This is a genomic window from Octadecabacter dasysiphoniae (assembly GCF_021532615.1).
In the GTDB taxonomy this organism is placed as follows: domain Bacteria; phylum Pseudomonadota; class Alphaproteobacteria; order Rhodobacterales; family Rhodobacteraceae; genus Octadecabacter; species Octadecabacter dasysiphoniae.
This window is the reverse complement of the sequence record NZ_JAKGAQ010000003.1, coordinates 182,788-197,659: the sequence shown is the minus strand read 5'-3', so window position 1 is coordinate 197,659 and position 14,872 is coordinate 182,788. Positions and strand designations below refer to the sequence as shown.

Genomic DNA, 14,872 nt, shown 5'->3' with positions numbered 1-14,872 from the left:
TAACTGGATGCTTGCCAAATGTGACCGGACCCGAGTCCGGTACGCCTTGGATTTTTGAAAAAGCTTCCTCAGCGCAAACTGAAAGTGAATCAAGTCACTGCACCACCCGCCACGAAGCGCTTGATACGATATGCAGAACATGCATGAATAAGGACGGTCCGAGGCCCCTGCTGGGGGGCGCCCTACCATTCCTTATGCTGGCTGACCTTTCGGGGACCGGTGAGCCGCACAAGATTTCGGAAGATACGGTTGGAACGACTGAACGCGGACACGTGGGAAAAGACATTCCCCCTTAAGCTCGTAAACGCCATTCAGGACCCTCAAAATTGGGGTGAAGTCCTTGAGGTGTTCATGCGCATGACGGGCGCGACAGGTGCAATCATCACTTTGCGCGACAAAGAAACCTGCCAGATCGTTAACGATGTCGAACTTGAACAAAAATATCACTCGCCCCTGATCCGCGGCTTTTCCACGGACGCTATCGTGCATTACCTGACCAATCTGCGCACCATCGATCCGTGGGCAGAATTTCAGCGGTCTTATTACCCCCACCGCCCCGTGCAGATGTCAAAGGTTTGCCCGCAACACACCATTGAGGACCGCCGCTTTTTCGACTGGCTGAAAACTGTGGGCTTTCAGGATACAATCGTCTTCGAACTGGACCGGATGGCAGGCTATTGGACAGCGATCAATCTGTTCTATGAAACCCCCGACATGCCCGAAACCCAAAAAGCCATGGAGACGGCCAATGCCTACTACGACCTGATCCGCAACGCGTGGGTCACGTCCCAGACCATGGCCAAAACGCGCCAATCCAGCGCGGCCCTGCTGGATCGTGCGGCAGGTGCCGGATCGCCCACGGCAATCGTGGGGCCCAACGGGGAACTGCTGGAAAACAATGATCTGTTTGATGGCGTCCTGGGGAGCCAAGCGATCAAACTGTCCGGCAAAAAAAAGAAGCTCAGCTTTGCGCATTCGGTGTCAGTGGTCGGGCTTGATAAATGGGCGCAGCACAACTTTTTGCGACACGCCGCCGAAACTGCGCCACTGCTGCTGTTGGCCAGCCCCGTTGATCCTGATCCGATCTTTGCAGGCAAACGCGAAAACCACTGGTTGTTGACCTGCACCACCCAAGATGCCGCCGTTCCGGCGAAAATCACCGAAACGGCGGCAAATCTCGATGCGCTCACGCCTCAGGAACGCGCGTTATTTATGGCCATTGCCAAGGGCCAGCCGGTTGCACAAGCCGGCGAAGCTGTCGGGCTGAAACGGTCCCGCAGCTTTGAGGTCTGGTCGTCCGTCAAAGAAAAGCTGGGCATCAAAAGCGCGCACCAACTGCGTGGCTAAGCTACGAAAAACGCATCCAATTTGAAATAAACCGTTAAAACGCAACCCGTCGCAACGCGGCGCAACCGCGTGCGCGCGACCGTTGTCTATCCGTTCTGCACTGGCATCCCAATTCGGGGCTGCCTGACGATCCCACGTCCGCAGGAAAGGTTGACGAAATGAAACATTTTACCCTCTCTCTTATGAAAGCCGCGATGTCGCCACGCCAGACGATTGGGTCTGTCATTGACGGTTTCGCCCAAATGGGTGCGCCTACCCTTGCCCCAAACGCCAATGCGGTAACCTACAGCCTGACGCCGCAATTCGTGCGCACATTTGCGATGTCGGGCTATCCGTTCCTGACGTTTTATGAATTCAACGATCTGGCTGGATGGTATCGCGACACGTACTTCGCGCCAGATCACGTGGCGGGCTACACAGAAGACGTGGGCAAGACCTACACTGTCTGGACCCACCAAACGGTCAGCGCCTATCGCCGCCATATCATCATGGACGATCTGAAAGACGACATCGAAATTTCATTCGAAGTCCCGTCCCTGAACAGCGCCGCGTGGTTCCCCCTGCGCATCTGTATCTATGATCGTGACGGGCTGTATTTCCAGATGGACCAAAAGCTGGTCGTCGATCGCATCCATGCACAGGGCACATCGCTTACGTCGTGGAAGAAAATCGCGCCCCTGTGCGAAAGCCTGCCCCGGCTTCATTCGCTGACGGATACGGCACATTAAACAAACAAAGCAGTGGGCGTCGTCATGATGCGCCCGCTGCCCTATTTCAGCAAATAATCCCCGAACGACACATGCACGGACTCGTCGCCCTTTTCTGACACATGGGTCAGAAAATCCATCAGCAATGCAACCTGTGCAAACGTCAGATCAACCACACCGGATGTCGCGTCCGTTAGGCCGATATAGTCGGCCAAATTCGTCATCGTGTGCAGCCCGTACAGGCATCGATACCCCGCATCACCACTGACAGGAAACGCCAGATATCCCGAACTGCTTTGTGGCAGCCGGAACGTTTGCCTGTCCGACAAAGGCTCGGGCGCAAACATCGATGGCATCAAACACGACATCGCCCGCCCGTTGGGAAAATCATGCAGCAACAGAAAATGCCCCGCCTGTTTGACGGGCTGTTTCAATGTGATTTTCAGAGTCACCTTGTCGCGCGGTGTGAAATAGGCAAGGCCGCCATGGCCCTCGTCACCGCCAATTCCGCCAACGTTCAAAACCCTGTCGCGATGAATGGCAATCGGGGCTGTGGGGTCAACGCGTTGGCGCAGTGTTTCGCGCAACTGACCCGCCGTGGACACCCCGTAACTGCCCACGCCCGCCCGTTTCAACGCAGCATCAAAATCGGCAAACGGTTGCAAAAACAGGCGGTAATCAAACCCGAACCGCGCCAGGTCGAACAGATCGACAAACCGTGCCAGTTCCCAATTCGCAGCCATCCGTTTGCCGGACTTAAGTCGCGAAAACTGGAACTTGTTACAATCAAGAACCTGTTGCTGAAGCTCGTTCCCGAAGGTGTGTTTGGGCAAATAAGCCCCCAGCAAACCTTCCAGATGCGCCAACTTCTGGCCAAAATCCTCAATTGTGTGTTTTTCAAATTCGGCCGTCATATTGAAACCCTTCTCGCATTTTGCCCCACATGTTTTGCACCACGTATCAGGATCAAAGGTATCCGTTCAGTCCGCTGGTTGCGGCGGGTTGCACTTCTCAAACACCGCAAATGCGGCCCAACTGACGGGGGCCACTTCGGGCGCAGGGCTGCCGATGCCACCCGTTCTGTTTTGTGCCGCGCCGACCGGATCAGCCTTGCCCGCCGCACCCGACTGAAGCATTTTGAGAACATGCACCGGATCATGGGTCGGGTCATCCCGCAGCGCCTGCCAGAACTGCGCAATAAACGCATCCGCGACAGAACTGGAAATATCCCAAAGCGTTCCGACAAAACACTGCGCGCCCTTTTCCAACACCAAAGCCGCAAGCGACGTGTTGTGCGCCAGTGTGACATCATCAACCCCCGAAGAACACGCCGCGACCAATGCAACACGCACGCCGTTCATATCAAAATCATCGCGCGCAAAATCCGTCAGGTACAAATGCGTCTCATCCCCCAACTGCAAGGCCGCTAAATCCGGACGCGCCGGTTCCGTTTCAAGGTGCGTGGCAAGGGACACATAGGCGGGTTTGGTTCCCAACAGGTCCACGGCGCGGCCACGTGTAAAGTCCGCACCAGAGGCAAAAGTTATAGGCCACATCATACCATCGTCAGACTCGGGCGCCAGTACAGGCATCTCATTAGGCTCACGTGCAAAGGCGTTGAACTGAACCAACCCGCGCCGCGCTGCACCATCCACACGAACAGGGGCCACATCGATCACATACCGAACAGCGATGCGTTCAACCAAACAGGTCACACCATCGCTCAAAATCCCGATCGGGATCATCCCGAGCGCGCCCGATGCCTCAATCTCAAGACACTCCGCGTGGTCCAACTCATCCGCAATCGGCGTTATCAAATGGCCGTACAAAACCTGCGCGGGGTCACGCCATGCAACCGGGTCTGACACCGCGTCCCGCAGATCGGCGACAGTTCTGTTGAAGGTGGCTGGTGTCATATCAATCCGCTCAACCCGGCTGTAGTCGTGCCCTTGAACATGCAATTCGCAAATGTCCCCAGCCGGCACAAAGCTTAGCCGGATACGTCCGCGTAAAGGGGGCGGCAACGTTGCCACCTGCCCTGTGTGCCGCGCGGTAGTTTCAAATGCCAAAAGCCCGTCAACAACCTGCGACATGCGCGCCAGAAGCGGCGCGGTGCCCTGTGCTGCGCGCATCTGGGCAAGGTCTTGTCGCCACGCGAGCCATTGCTGTTCCATCTTCAATTCTGCGGCGTCAAAGGGCACGGGTTGGTGGGCCAGTGCCTCCGCCATCGGCCTGCGCGACAACAACGCGTATCGGCGCACGCGATCAAAGAAATTGCGCAGCACCATGACCTCCTGAAACCGCCCAGCACTGCGCAAATCGGCCGTCGTGAGGTCCAACAGCTTTTCGCTTTCTTCAATGGCACTGCGCAACGCATCATCGTCCAGATCATGGATCAACAGCGCCAGATATTTCAGCGCCAATTTGCCTAGAAAAACCGCCGCGTCAGGCTTGCCCGCAAAGTGCGCCAGTGCTGCAAGGGTGGCGACAATCTCCGCCTCACTTTGCGCCGTGCCATCCCCGACAAGAAACGCCCCCGCCCGTTCGATGTTGTGGCGCGCACCGTCCAGATCAGCCCGTTCCAGCAGGATTTGCGACAACATCAAGGACCCGATCCAGGCCAGCTCCATGGGGGCTGCGGCGCACATCTGCGTCAAATAGCGAACAACCTCATCAGAGGGCCGGGTCCGCTGCGCCGCAGCCACATAATGCGCCACCAGATCAAGTTTATGCATCCATTCATCGGGGTCATTTTGATCAATCCAATCCAACCCGTCCCGCAGGATTGCGGCCTCTTGCGCATGATCCCCCCGCAACGCGGCAAGGGCTGCACGTGCTTTGAACAGGCTTGTTTCACTGGGCAACGGGATCGCATCAACCGCTTGGCGAATCTCAACCATCCGGTTGATCAGCCGATATGCCCGCGCAGAATTGCCCATATGCAGGGCCAAGCGTGCGTCATTGCCCAGCACGGCCAAATAGGGTGCGGCCTTTTCGGGATCATCCGGCATCGCAGCCGTCGCTGCAGCCAAATGCGTGGCCGCATCCGTCAAACGGCCTTCGGTCCAATCCAGCAACCCGATAGCATTCGCCCATTTCAGCCATTCAACCTGCGGCGCATCCACGTCAGGCTTTGATTTTTCATACAACAGGCGGGCGCCGTCAAAATCCCGCTTTTGCTCAAGCGCGATGGCCCACTGACGCCCGATTTTGCGCGCATCCAGCCCCGCCGCCAAACATCGTGCCTCAAGATCGGGATACAGCGCCAGTGCCGCGTCAAACTCGCCGTTCTCGCGCAGCGCCAGCGCAAACGACCCTGTCACATCCACAACAAACTGGTCAGATGCCGAAGGGGGCAACGCAGCCACAGCGTCGCGAAAACAAGGCAACGCCTGCGCAGGCTTCCCCTCTCCCCACAGCGCTTGCCCCTGTGCGAAAAGTCGCGCCGCGATATCCTGATCCGTCTTGGCCATTTCCAAATAGGATGCCATGCCCCCCGCGATATCAAGAGACCTACCCAGCGTTTCCAACAAAACAATCAAATATCGACGCTGCACACTGCGGCGCAAAGTTTTGCAAACGGACAGCAGTAACAAACAATCCGCTTGCCTTTGAAATTTCCTGACAATAAAAGTCAGGTATAGCCAGGGCAGGTCTCCTACCGCGTTTTTGCGCGCCCAAGCCAAAGTGACTTCACCAGAAAGAGGAAATCTAACCGTTTCCGAGGGCACGTGGCTTTTACGAACATGAACACGCTTGTGACTTATATGCATCCCCTATCGCGGGGCGAAGATCGTCCTCGTATTGGCGATCCTCATGGCGACGGCAACAGGTTTGCTGGCTCTCTGGAAAAGACGCGAAATCGTTTTGACCGTTGGGACGGCAGCATGACACTCAGTTCACCACTTACAGCCAAAGGACTCTCGGTGGGGTATGGCGACACCACCGTCGTCAAGAACATCGACCTTGAGATTCCAGCAGGCCAGATCACGGCGCTTGTCGGTCCGAATGGATGCGGGAAATCGACCTTGCTCAAGGCGTTTGCACGGATCCTGAAACCCACGACCGGCCACGTCACGTTGCAGGGCCAGCCGATGACGTCTTATGCCACACGCGACGTGGCGACCCGGCTCGCGATCCTGCCGCAAGGGCCTGTTGCCCCCGAAGGCCTGACCGTGACCGAACTGGTGGCGCAAGGGCGGTTCCCCCACCAGACACTGTTTCGCCAATGGTCCCCCGGTGACCGTGATGCCGTGGAGCGCGCGATGCGCCTGACTGATCTGGAAGACTTTGCCGACCGACCCGTGCACAGCCTGTCCGGCGGGCAACGCCAACGGTGCTGGCTGGCCATGGTGCTGGCGCAGGATACGCCGCTTTTGTTGCTGGATGAGCCGACGACCTTCCTTGATCTCAAGGTGCAGGTTGATCTGATGGCGCTGTTGTCGCGCATTGTACACGAGGACGGGCGCACCATGGTTCTTGTCCTGCATGAATTGAACCTTGCCGCCGCTTTTGCCGACCGCATCGTCATGATGCGTGACGGAGAAATAGTTGCGCAAGGAACCGGCGCAGAGGTCATCTGCCCCGAAGAATTGCGCGCAGTTTTCGATCTGCGGTCTGATGTGATTGCGGACCCCGTAACAGGCCGCCCGGTGTGTTTGCCACGCACATCCAATCATGTGGCGACGCCCATAATTGCGGCTGCTGCGGAATGAACGCGACACGCACCATATGTGCCGCCACCGGATTTTGGCTGTGCCTTGGCGGGGTCGTACTGGCGTTCCTGTGGCACGTCTCGGTCGGCGCAAAGGCCATCCCGCTGGGGACTGTTTGGCAGGCCATAACAGCCCCACAAGATGGGGTGTTTGACCATGTGGTCGTTCGGGATTTGCGGATGCCGCGTGCCATCTTTGCACTCAGCGTTGGCGCTGCCCTTTCGGTTGCTGGTGCGTTGATGCAAGGGGTGACGCGCAACCCGCTGGCGGAACCGGGGATTCTGGGCCTGATGGCGGGCGCGACCTTTGCGGTCATTATCGGGATTGGCTGGTTCGGGCTGGCTGGCACGGCATATGTGCCGTTGTTCGCGGCGATTGGCGCCTTGATCGGTGCGGTCTTGGTCTGGACAATCGCAAGTGCGGCCCCGGGGGGCGCAACCCCGCTGACGCTGATCCTTTCGGGGGCCGCAGTGGGTGGATTTCTTTATGCAGTCGAAAGCGCTGCGATCCTGCTGAACGAAGACACATTTCGCAATTTCCGGGTGTGGCTGTCCGGCTCACTCGCGGGGCGCGATATGGCTACCTACCTGTGGGCGCTGCCGTGGTTCATTGGCGGTCTGATCGCGGCATTGCTGATCGCCCATCAAATCACGGCACTGGCCATGGGCGAAGAAACAGCGGCTGGGCTGGGCGTCGATACGTTCAAGATCAAGGTCGCCGCGTTGGGCGCGGTCGTGGTTCTGACGGCGGCGGCGGTCTCGGTCGCGGGACCGCTTGGATTTGTCGGGCTGGTCATCCCGCATCTGGTGCGCTTGTTCGTAGGATCGGACTACCGCCTGATTGTGCCGTTCTCGGCGATTGTCGGGGCGGGATATGTCACGCTGGTCGATATCGCCGCCCGTGTCGTACTGGCACCTATCGAAATCTCTACGGGGATCGTCACCACGATGCTTGGCGCGCCAATGTTCATCTGGTTGGTAAGGGTCAAGCTATGAGCACGACAACCCTGATCGGTTTTGGCGGGCGGCTGGCACTGCGTGTGCCGTACCGTGCGGCGCTTGTTAGCTTGGGACTTACGTTTGCAATTATTGGCGTGCTGACATGGAGCCTGATGACAGGGTCGTATCCGCTTGATAGCACCCAAGTCTGGGCGACATTGTTTGGCAATTCACCCTCTGACACTGCGTCTACTGTCGTGTGGGAATTTCGCTTTCCACGCACCTTGGTTGCCTTACTCGTGGGTGCGTTTTTGGCCCTCTCTGGGGCGGCACTGCAATACGTCACGCGCAATCCTTTGGCCGATCCCAGCCTTGTGGGGGTCAGCCAAGGCGCCGCTTTGGTTGTCGTTTCAGTCACCATTCTGGCGCCGGGCATGGGGTCCTACCTGCGCCCCATTCTGGCCTTTGGCGGGTCACTGGCAGTGGCCGCATTGATCCTGCTGGCATCCTCATCGCGGCGCGGCGGCGACACGCTGCGCTTCATTCTGATGGGGATCGGCGTCGCGGCACTGATTTCGTCTTTTACATCGGCCTTGCTTACGTACGGCGACATAGACCGCGCTATGTCAGCCCTCGGCTGGCTTGCAGGGTCCGTTCATTCCGTCGGCTGGGACGAGGTGCGCTGGCTTTCAGTGACGGCGTTCTTTGTGATCCCTGCGTTCATGGCAGCCGCACGCCCGCTGTCGGCAATCCGGTTCGGCGAAGACGTGGCCACGGGTCTTGGCATACGGGTGCGGATGGCGCGTTGGGGGTTGATCATCCTCGCCGTGGCACTGGCCGCCACGGCGGTTGCCGCCGTTGGCGCGTTGGGGTTCGTGGGCCTTGTCGCGCCGCATCTGGCCCGCCGTTTGGCGCACTCCGGTGTCGGTATGCATCTGGTGTTGACCGGATTGACCGGCGCTTTGCTGGTTGGTCTGGCCGATTTCGCGGGACGCGCGGCCTTTGCCCCCATCCAAATCCCCGCCGGATTGGTCACCGCGATCATCGGCGTGCCCGTCTTTGTCGCGCTGATCCTTCGAACACAGGCGCGATCGCAGCTTTAAAAAACACAACATAAGAAGACCGGTCAGGCAGCAGCATCTATGCCACCCCGCGGTCAAACACCAAAGGATGAACCTATGAAAACCCTTGTTTGGGCCACGGCCACGCTTTTCGCCGTGACATCGTCTGCACTGGCACAGGATACACGCACGGTCACGGATGACCTTGGCAATGTGGTCGAAATTCCTGTGACGCCGCAACGCATCGTTGTCTCACGATCTGACTGCCTTGCCACCCCGCTGATTGAGCTTGGCGCGCCACTGATCGGTGCCGGATCCATGCAGGATGACAGGTTTAACAACGGCAAGCCCTTCATTCGTGGCGCGACCGCTCTTTATGGCACGCAATTTGATGCGGATCTTGTAGATATCGGGTTCATCAACCAACCTGACCCCGAAATTATTGCGGCACTAGAACCAGATTTGATCCTGATCGCGGCATGGGCTGCGGACAACTATGATCAGCTGTCCGCCATCGCCCCGACCTACGCCGCAGCTTGCTTTGATCCACCCCTTAAGGAATGGCTCGCGACGTTGGCCGATCTTGTTGGCATGACCGCTGAACATGACAGACTTATGGCTTCTTACACGTTCAAGCTGGCGAACACCCGCGCGGTCTTTGCCGATCGCATCGGTGATCCGGCGGATGTCAGCGTGGTTTTCGCAGACCCCTTCGATGAAGGGATCTATGTGGCAGACGATTACGGCACGTTTACCGTGGTCGCCGACGATCTTGGGCTTTCCCGGATCACGGCCACTGATCTGGGCATGTTGACTGACAACGGCAACCTGAGCTTTGAATTGGTCGAAGAACTGGACGCCGATTTTATCTTTTCCAGCCATCAAAGCTTTTTCGGCCAGCCGCCATCGCATCAAATGGAGGTTTGGCGCAGCAACGTTCCCGGGTTCGACGACTTGTTGCACGCCCCCCGCAATAACCAACTTGTCATTGTGGATCGCAGCCTTGTGCGGGCCTTCGCGGTTGATGGGCTGAACACAATGCTCGCGGTGCTGACCAGCCAGATCGCTGAACGCGATTTCGTCCCCTTGGCAGAATAGGCCTCCCCACAGCAAGGCAGCGCCCCCTTCGCGAAACCCAGCGGACACAGTAATCGAAGGAAACACCATGAAAACGAAGCTTACCGTCCTATGCCTGACGATCTGTGCGGCTTCGCCCGCGCTGGCGCTAGACTGCGCTGACGGCCAGCGCGCCTTTACCCATGCAGGCGGTGAAACCTGCATTCCCGAACAGGCGCAGCGCATCATCGGGTTGCACGATCAATCCGTCACCCTGACACTTGTTGAATTGGGCGCCCCGGTTGTCGGCAGCCATGGCCGCGTGGATGACGACGGACAATTGTACATGCGTTCGGTTGATCTTCTCTTTGGTCTTGATTTCGACAGTGGGCAGATCGGTTATGCTGGTACGTGGGACCAGATGGATTTTGAGGCAATGGTCGCGATGACCCCCGATCTGATCATTGGTCGCGAATATGACATGGAAACGCGCGACAAATTCGAAGCCATCGCGCCCACTGTTTTTATTGCTGATACCCCGACCGGCCCCATGGCCTTTCCGCGCGAAATTGCCGACGCGGCGGGTGTCAGCGACACGTACGAAGCCCAGCTCGCGATCTATGAAGCAAACCTAGAACGCGCAAGATTTGCATTGCCGCACGTGCAAGGTGCCACCTATTCCAAAATACAGGGGTGGGACGGCAAACTCGAAGTCTATGCAGGTTATGGTGGGCTGACCAAGGTACTGGCCGATCTGGGGTTTGCGCGCGGCACGGTTGGTCAGCGCATGGCTGATCGTGGTGTCGTTTGGGGCGAAGAGGTCAGCGCCGAAATCCTGCCAGAACTCGAGGCGGACTACCTGTTTGACACCTACACAATCGCCTACGGCGATACCCTCGCCGATCCCGCATCACGCCTGAACGACGCCGTGCCCGGTTGGTGTGACTTCCTGACGGCCTGTACCGAGGGCCGCTACATCGTGTTGCCACGCGAGTATGCGACCGGGTTTTCTTTCACCCAGCTGAACATGTTGTTGCAGATGATCACCACCAATGTGGCCACCAGCGGGGCACCCCACGGTTAAGCAGCCCTAGCAGCACCAACCTTCCGGTCAGGCAGCTACCGCGCCACCCAGCCATTCCAGAACCTCAAGGAACTTTGGCCTATGAAACAACTCCTCATCACCGGCGCGGCATTTTTTGCGGTGGCCACGCAAGCATCAGCAGACTGTCATGATGGTCAGCGTGCTTTTGTTGACGACCGCAATATCAGCGTTTGCATTCCCACCACCCCGCAACGGATCGTCACGACTGTGGACGAGGCGATTTTCGTGCCGCTTTATGAACTGGGCGTTGTTCCTGTTGGCACCACAGGATCAACCCTACCCGACGGCACGCCATTCATTCGCGGCGGCATGAACAACGTTGGGGTCGATTTTCAGACCGCAGATAACGTCGCCTTCATCGGCGACTACGACGTTATGGATTATGAGACAATTGCCGCAGTAAACCCCGACCTCATTATCGTTGGACACTGGGGCGATTGGTTCAACGGAGATATCGAAAAACTGTCGCTGATTGCACCGACAATCAGTATCAACATCGAAGAACGCACGGGCTTTGCCACCCATGACTACCTTGCCGATATCACCGGAACCCAAGCGGAACTCGCCGAGGTCAAGGCCCGCTACACGTATCAGGTTGAGACGCTGCGCAGCGTTGTGCCGGACGGGACGACAGCCTCAATTCTTGTCCTTGATAGCGGCCAACTCCATGCGTTTCATACCTGGCCCGGTCTGGGGCAAATCCTGCGCGACGCGGGAATTGATGCGCCCGATATCATCAACGACATCGCAGAAGGTCAGTCAGCCACTTTTTCCGCCGAAGTGTTGGAACAATTCGACGCGGACTGGGTGTTTCTCTCTTACGCGAACCAAAACGGCGAAACGCCCGCTGACGCCATCGCCAACATGGATGCATTGCTCCCATCTTGGTGCGCGGCACTGACGGCCTGCCAAGACGGGCGCGTCATTCCTGTTCCCATTGTCGAAACCGCCAGTTGGTCGCCTGACGCATTCTTTGCCACGACGATGATGCTGATCAGCACGATGGGAAATCCGCTGAACTACAACTGATGACACCTGAAATTTAGCATCACCCAGCCATATGAAAGGACCCGCTATGAAACATCTCATGTCATTTTTGGTGACGCTTTTGGTAATGGTCTTTCCTGCTTTTGCGCAGGACTACCCCCTGAGGATCGAACATAAATTCGGCACGACGATCATCGAAACCCCACCAACGCGGATCGCCAGTGTGGACTTTAACGGTGCGGACAATTTGCTCGCCCTAGGCGTTCAGCCTGTTGCGATCCGGTACTGGTATGGCGATAGCGAAAACGGACTCTGGCCCTGGGCGCAGCCCCTACTGTCATCAACCCCAGAAGTCCTGCGGGGTGATCTGAACTTTGAACAGGTCGCGGCATCCGAACCCGATGTCATCCTGGCCCTCTGGTCGGGTATTACCCGCGAAGAATATGACCAATTGTCCAAAATCGCGCCCGTTGTCGCCGTACCGGACGGGGTGGGCGACTATGCTTTGCCGTGGGATCAACTCGCCCTGATCGCGGGCGAAGCGACGGGCAAGTCAATTGAGGCTGAAAAACTGGTCGCAGAACTGCGTGCAGACATCGCCGCGATGGCCGCCCGCAATCCTGAATGGCAGGGAATGACCGCCGCTGTCGCATATTATTGGAACGATACACCGGGCGTGTACGCGGGCAACGATATCCGGCCTTTGCTGCTGTCCAATCTGGGGTTTCGCACCCCCGACGACATCACCCAAGCCATGCCAAGCGGTGAATTTGCCCTCACGTTCTCTGAGGAAGAATTGGACATCATCGATGCCGACGTCCTGATTTGGATCACCGATGGCAGCGCAGACCAACGCAATAAAATCGAAGGCCTCGCCCTGCGTCCGGTCCTTACGGCGTTCCGAGAGGGGCGCGAAGTGTTCACCGATGATATTCTGACATCCGCGTTCAGTCACGGCTCACTCCTCAGCCTGCCCTTTGTACTAGAACAGCTGGAACCAAGGATAAACGCAGCGATCGACGGTGATCTGGCGATAGGCGTTCCAGAATAATCCTCAATCTCATGCCGAAGTGTCTGACCGATGAAACACCTCATCAAGATCACCGCAACGCCGTGGCCCGATGGCACCCAAACGGTCGCGATGCCACAGGCAAATCAGGTTTTTGCTAACGACAGCAATTCCATCTGCGCCACCTCTCGGAGGTCGATTCAGGATACAGCGCGCGCCGTCGTCCATGTGATCGGACAGCATCGCACCAACCGCGATTTGGTGACCGAATGAGCGAGATACCCCCCGCCCTTCATGATCTGATAGCGGACCTCGCGCCGCTGGAGGGCGCGTTCTCGCCGGTTCTAAGTATGGGTCGGTGTTCTGCGGCCAACCTGTCGTTGTCGGATATCACAGACGATTGCGCCCGCCGCTTGATGGCAGATGTAGCCCTCAGTGAACCGGATGGGGACGCAAAGCTTGCAGCGGCTTATCTGATCGCAACGGTGTCATGGAATGTCTGCGAACCTCTTGCAGGCTTGGCCCTGCGCGGTCTTTGGATCGTGGCTGCAAAACAAGATGCAATCGCGCTGTCTGAACGGTTTGTGCATTGGGAACAAGACCGCGAAAAAGGCGTGAGCCTCACATTTGACCTCACCATCAATGAAACCGCCGTCGCTTTTGCCGACGTGCCTGCACCCCGCGAATTCGCCAAGGTCCTTGAACAGTTGCACGCCCCGCTTATCGAAACATTGCACCGTGTCTGTGGCCTGTCGCGCTCAGCGCTTTGGCGATTGGTATCCGACAGTCTCGCCTCCGCCTTTCTGGAACAAGGGCGCGCGATTGATCAGGCTGAAATCGCCATTGGTCGCGCACGCCGCATTCTGCGGGATCGCGGATCGAAACTGTTCAACAAACAAACCAACTTTGAATGGATCAGCCTGCCAGAAGCACCAGACATCGGTGACTGGATGCGCCTTCGCGGTGGCTGTTGCCGATATTATACCTCTGGTCGATCAGATGCGGAGTACTGCACAACATGCGTCCTGCGATCCGCCGACAGTCGCCGGGACCGCTATCGCGATCACCTGCGGCAAACAAAGCTGTCATGAAAAACAAACGTGTGGGATGGCAAACATTCCCAGTTTTAATTGGGTGCGAACCACAACCTGACAACGCCGGGGCCGTCGTCGGCCTTTTGCGCCAATGGGATCGACGCTTTCTCTGACAGAACAGCCCATCCCATATCAGTGCGCGGCATATTTCGCGCATTTGTCACAGGTAAGCCCTACCCAGTTGACATACCCTACAAAATCACTCAGGTATAAACTAGCAGCCATCCTGTACTTGGAAAGCCAGAACGTCAGTCAGTTTCAAACCGAGGTCTTCTGATGACCAGCAATCCAATCGAGCCCGCACCAACCGATCCTGAACCACGTCACTCCCTCCCCCCGCGCGCTGAGATTTTTCAGTTATTCGAGGAGACTGGAGGAGAAATGGAAACCGAGCTTGAGGCTCTCTTGACACGGCGGGCGGCCCAAACCGCAAAGCCGACAAAGTGATGTATACACCGACCAAAACCGAGAACGCGTCGCACACGCCCGCCTATGACGCCCGCGAGATGACCGACGCGGATGGCAAAGCCCTCATCACGCTGGATGGACAGGTCTACACTCTTCGCATCACCCGATTGGGAAAGCTGATCCTGACAAAGTAAGCCCCAAGTGAAGCGGGTCTGAAAACAATCTGGAAACAACGCATGTTCGCTAGATGAAATGGCGGAGGCTCAGGGATTCGAACCCTGGGAGGACTTTCACCCTCGTCGGTTTTCAAGACCGGTGCATTCGACCACTCTGCCAAGCCTCCGCTGGTGCCTTCTATAGGGGCGCATGTTTGATTCGAAAAGTCCGATCACATCACCGCCATCCAAAGGGGAAATCCGCCGAAAAACCGCGCAAAGCCTTTCAA

General features: G+C 57.5%; 15 protein-coding genes and 1 tRNA gene. 13 read left to right on the top strand and 3 right to left on the bottom strand.

The features are described 5' to 3' along the window. Positions 1-249: 249 nt before the first annotated feature. Positions 250-1,347 (top strand): helix-turn-helix transcriptional regulator, encoded by a 1,098-nt coding sequence (locus L0664_RS13295; RefSeq protein ID WP_235226369.1) that lies wholly within the window; start codon positions 250-252, stop codon positions 1,345-1,347. 158 nt (positions 1,348-1,505) lie between these two features. Then, entirely contained in the window at positions 1,506-2,075 is a 570-nt protein-coding gene (locus tag L0664_RS13290; RefSeq protein ID WP_235226368.1) for a hypothetical protein, read from the top strand. 41 nt (positions 2,076-2,116) lie between these two features. Here the strand turns inward: L0664_RS13290 and L0664_RS13285 are convergent, their stop codons facing one another. Together L0664_RS13285 and L0664_RS13280 are read right to left on the bottom strand one after the other, a co-directional pair. Then, positions 2,117-2,968 (bottom strand): hypothetical protein, encoded by an 852-nt coding sequence (locus L0664_RS13285; protein WP_235226367.1) that lies wholly within the window; start codon positions 2,966-2,968, stop codon positions 2,117-2,119. Positions 2,969-3,034: 66 nt separating this feature from the next. Next, positions 3,035-5,545: a CHAT domain-containing protein gene (locus L0664_RS13280; RefSeq protein WP_235226366.1), complete on the bottom strand. Its 2,511-nt coding sequence runs from the start codon at positions 5,543-5,545 to the stop codon at positions 3,035-3,037. 396 nt (positions 5,546-5,941) lie between these two features. On the opposite strand from L0664_RS13280, the gene L0664_RS13275 reads away from it, so the two are divergent. The 11 genes from L0664_RS13275 (at position 5,942) to hemP (ending at position 14,621) form a co-directional block, all read left to right on the top strand. Continuing rightward, the gene (locus L0664_RS13275) at positions 5,942-6,769 is read left to right on the top strand and encodes an ABC transporter ATP-binding protein (RefSeq protein WP_235226365.1); all 828 of its coding nucleotides are present in this window, start codon (positions 5,942-5,944) and stop codon (positions 6,767-6,769) included. After that, positions 6,766-7,764, top strand: a complete 999-nt coding sequence (locus L0664_RS13270) for a FecCD family ABC transporter permease (protein ID WP_235226364.1) — start codon at positions 6,766-6,768, stop codon at positions 7,762-7,764. The genes L0664_RS13275 and L0664_RS13270 overlap by 4 nt, the downstream gene beginning before the upstream one ends. Continuing rightward, complete coding sequence (locus L0664_RS13265) at positions 7,761-8,810, top strand: FecCD family ABC transporter permease (RefSeq protein WP_235226363.1); 1,050 nt, start codon at positions 7,761-7,763, stop codon at positions 8,808-8,810. Before L0664_RS13270 ends, L0664_RS13265 begins: the two co-directional genes overlap by 4 nt. Before the next feature lie 75 nt (positions 8,811-8,885). Further along, positions 8,886-9,866 carry an ABC transporter substrate-binding protein gene (locus tag L0664_RS13260; RefSeq protein WP_235226362.1) on the top strand — a complete coding sequence of 327 codons (981 nt, stop codon included), beginning with the start codon at positions 8,886-8,888 and terminating at the stop codon, positions 9,864-9,866. A 67-nt stretch (positions 9,867-9,933) separates the two neighbouring features. Continuing rightward, positions 9,934-10,908 carry an ABC transporter substrate-binding protein gene (locus L0664_RS13255; protein ID WP_235226361.1) on the top strand — a complete coding sequence of 325 codons (975 nt, stop codon included), beginning with the start codon at positions 9,934-9,936 and terminating at the stop codon, positions 10,906-10,908. 81 nt (positions 10,909-10,989) lie between these two features. Further along, positions 10,990-11,958, top strand: a complete 969-nt coding sequence (locus tag L0664_RS13250) for an ABC transporter substrate-binding protein (protein ID WP_235226360.1) — start codon at positions 10,990-10,992, stop codon at positions 11,956-11,958. Between the two features lie 46 nt (positions 11,959-12,004). After that, a complete protein-coding gene (locus L0664_RS13245; RefSeq protein ID WP_235226359.1) occupies positions 12,005-12,967 on the top strand; it encodes an ABC transporter substrate-binding protein in 963 nt (320 codons plus the stop codon). Between the two features lie 30 nt (positions 12,968-12,997). Beyond that, positions 12,998-13,198 carry a hypothetical protein gene (locus L0664_RS13240; protein WP_235226358.1) on the top strand — a complete coding sequence of 67 codons (201 nt, stop codon included), beginning with the start codon at positions 12,998-13,000 and terminating at the stop codon, positions 13,196-13,198. Then, on the top strand, positions 13,195-14,016 hold the full coding sequence (locus L0664_RS13235) for a (2Fe-2S)-binding protein (protein ID WP_235226357.1): 822 nt from the start codon (positions 13,195-13,197) through the stop codon (positions 14,014-14,016). The genes L0664_RS13240 and L0664_RS13235 overlap by 4 nt, the downstream gene beginning before the upstream one ends. Before the next feature lie 279 nt (positions 14,017-14,295). Continuing rightward, entirely contained in the window at positions 14,296-14,466 is a 171-nt protein-coding gene (locus tag L0664_RS13230; protein ID WP_235226356.1) for a hypothetical protein, read from the top strand. Further along, positions 14,466-14,621 (top strand): hemin uptake protein HemP, encoded by a 156-nt coding sequence (gene hemP / locus L0664_RS13225; protein ID WP_235226355.1) that lies wholly within the window; start codon positions 14,466-14,468, stop codon positions 14,619-14,621. The genes L0664_RS13230 and hemP overlap by 1 nt, the downstream gene beginning before the upstream one ends. A 59-nt stretch (positions 14,622-14,680) precedes the next feature. On the opposite strand, the gene L0664_RS13220 is transcribed toward hemP, so the two are convergent. Next, positions 14,681-14,770: transfer RNA gene (locus L0664_RS13220), tRNA-Ser, on the bottom strand. Between the last annotated feature and the right edge of the window lie 102 nt (positions 14,771-14,872).

Excerpts from the sequence above, each read along its gene's own strand:
- L0664_RS13290 (WP_235226368.1), top strand. The coding sequence starts at position 1,506 with ATGAAACATTTTACCCTCTCTCTTATGAAAGCCGCGATGTCGCCACGC.
- L0664_RS13285 (WP_235226367.1), bottom strand. The coding sequence starts at position 2,968 with ATGACGGCCGAATTTGAAAAACACACAATTGAGGATTTTGGCCAGAAG.
- L0664_RS13280 (WP_235226366.1), bottom strand. The coding sequence starts at position 5,545 with ATGGCATCCTATTTGGAAATGGCCAAGACGGATCAGGATATCGCGGCG.
- L0664_RS13275 (WP_235226365.1), top strand. The coding sequence starts at position 5,942 with ATGACACTCAGTTCACCACTTACAGCCAAAGGACTCTCGGTGGGGTAT.
- L0664_RS13270 (WP_235226364.1), top strand. The coding sequence starts at position 6,766 with ATGAACGCGACACGCACCATATGTGCCGCCACCGGATTTTGGCTGTGC.
- L0664_RS13265 (WP_235226363.1), top strand. The coding sequence starts at position 7,761 with ATGAGCACGACAACCCTGATCGGTTTTGGCGGGCGGCTGGCACTGCGT.
- L0664_RS13260 (WP_235226362.1), top strand. The coding sequence starts at position 8,886 with ATGAAAACCCTTGTTTGGGCCACGGCCACGCTTTTCGCCGTGACATCG.
- L0664_RS13255 (WP_235226361.1), top strand. The coding sequence starts at position 9,934 with ATGAAAACGAAGCTTACCGTCCTATGCCTGACGATCTGTGCGGCTTCG.
- L0664_RS13250 (WP_235226360.1), top strand. The coding sequence starts at position 10,990 with ATGAAACAACTCCTCATCACCGGCGCGGCATTTTTTGCGGTGGCCACG.
- L0664_RS13245 (WP_235226359.1), top strand. The coding sequence starts at position 12,005 with ATGAAACATCTCATGTCATTTTTGGTGACGCTTTTGGTAATGGTCTTT.
- L0664_RS13240 (WP_235226358.1), top strand. The coding sequence starts at position 12,998 with ATGAAACACCTCATCAAGATCACCGCAACGCCGTGGCCCGATGGCACC.
- L0664_RS13235 (WP_235226357.1), top strand. The coding sequence starts at position 13,195 with ATGAGCGAGATACCCCCCGCCCTTCATGATCTGATAGCGGACCTCGCG.
- L0664_RS13230 (WP_235226356.1), top strand. The coding sequence starts at position 14,296 with ATGACCAGCAATCCAATCGAGCCCGCACCAACCGATCCTGAACCACGT.
- hemP (WP_235226355.1), top strand. The coding sequence starts at position 14,466 with ATGTATACACCGACCAAAACCGAGAACGCGTCGCACACGCCCGCCTAT.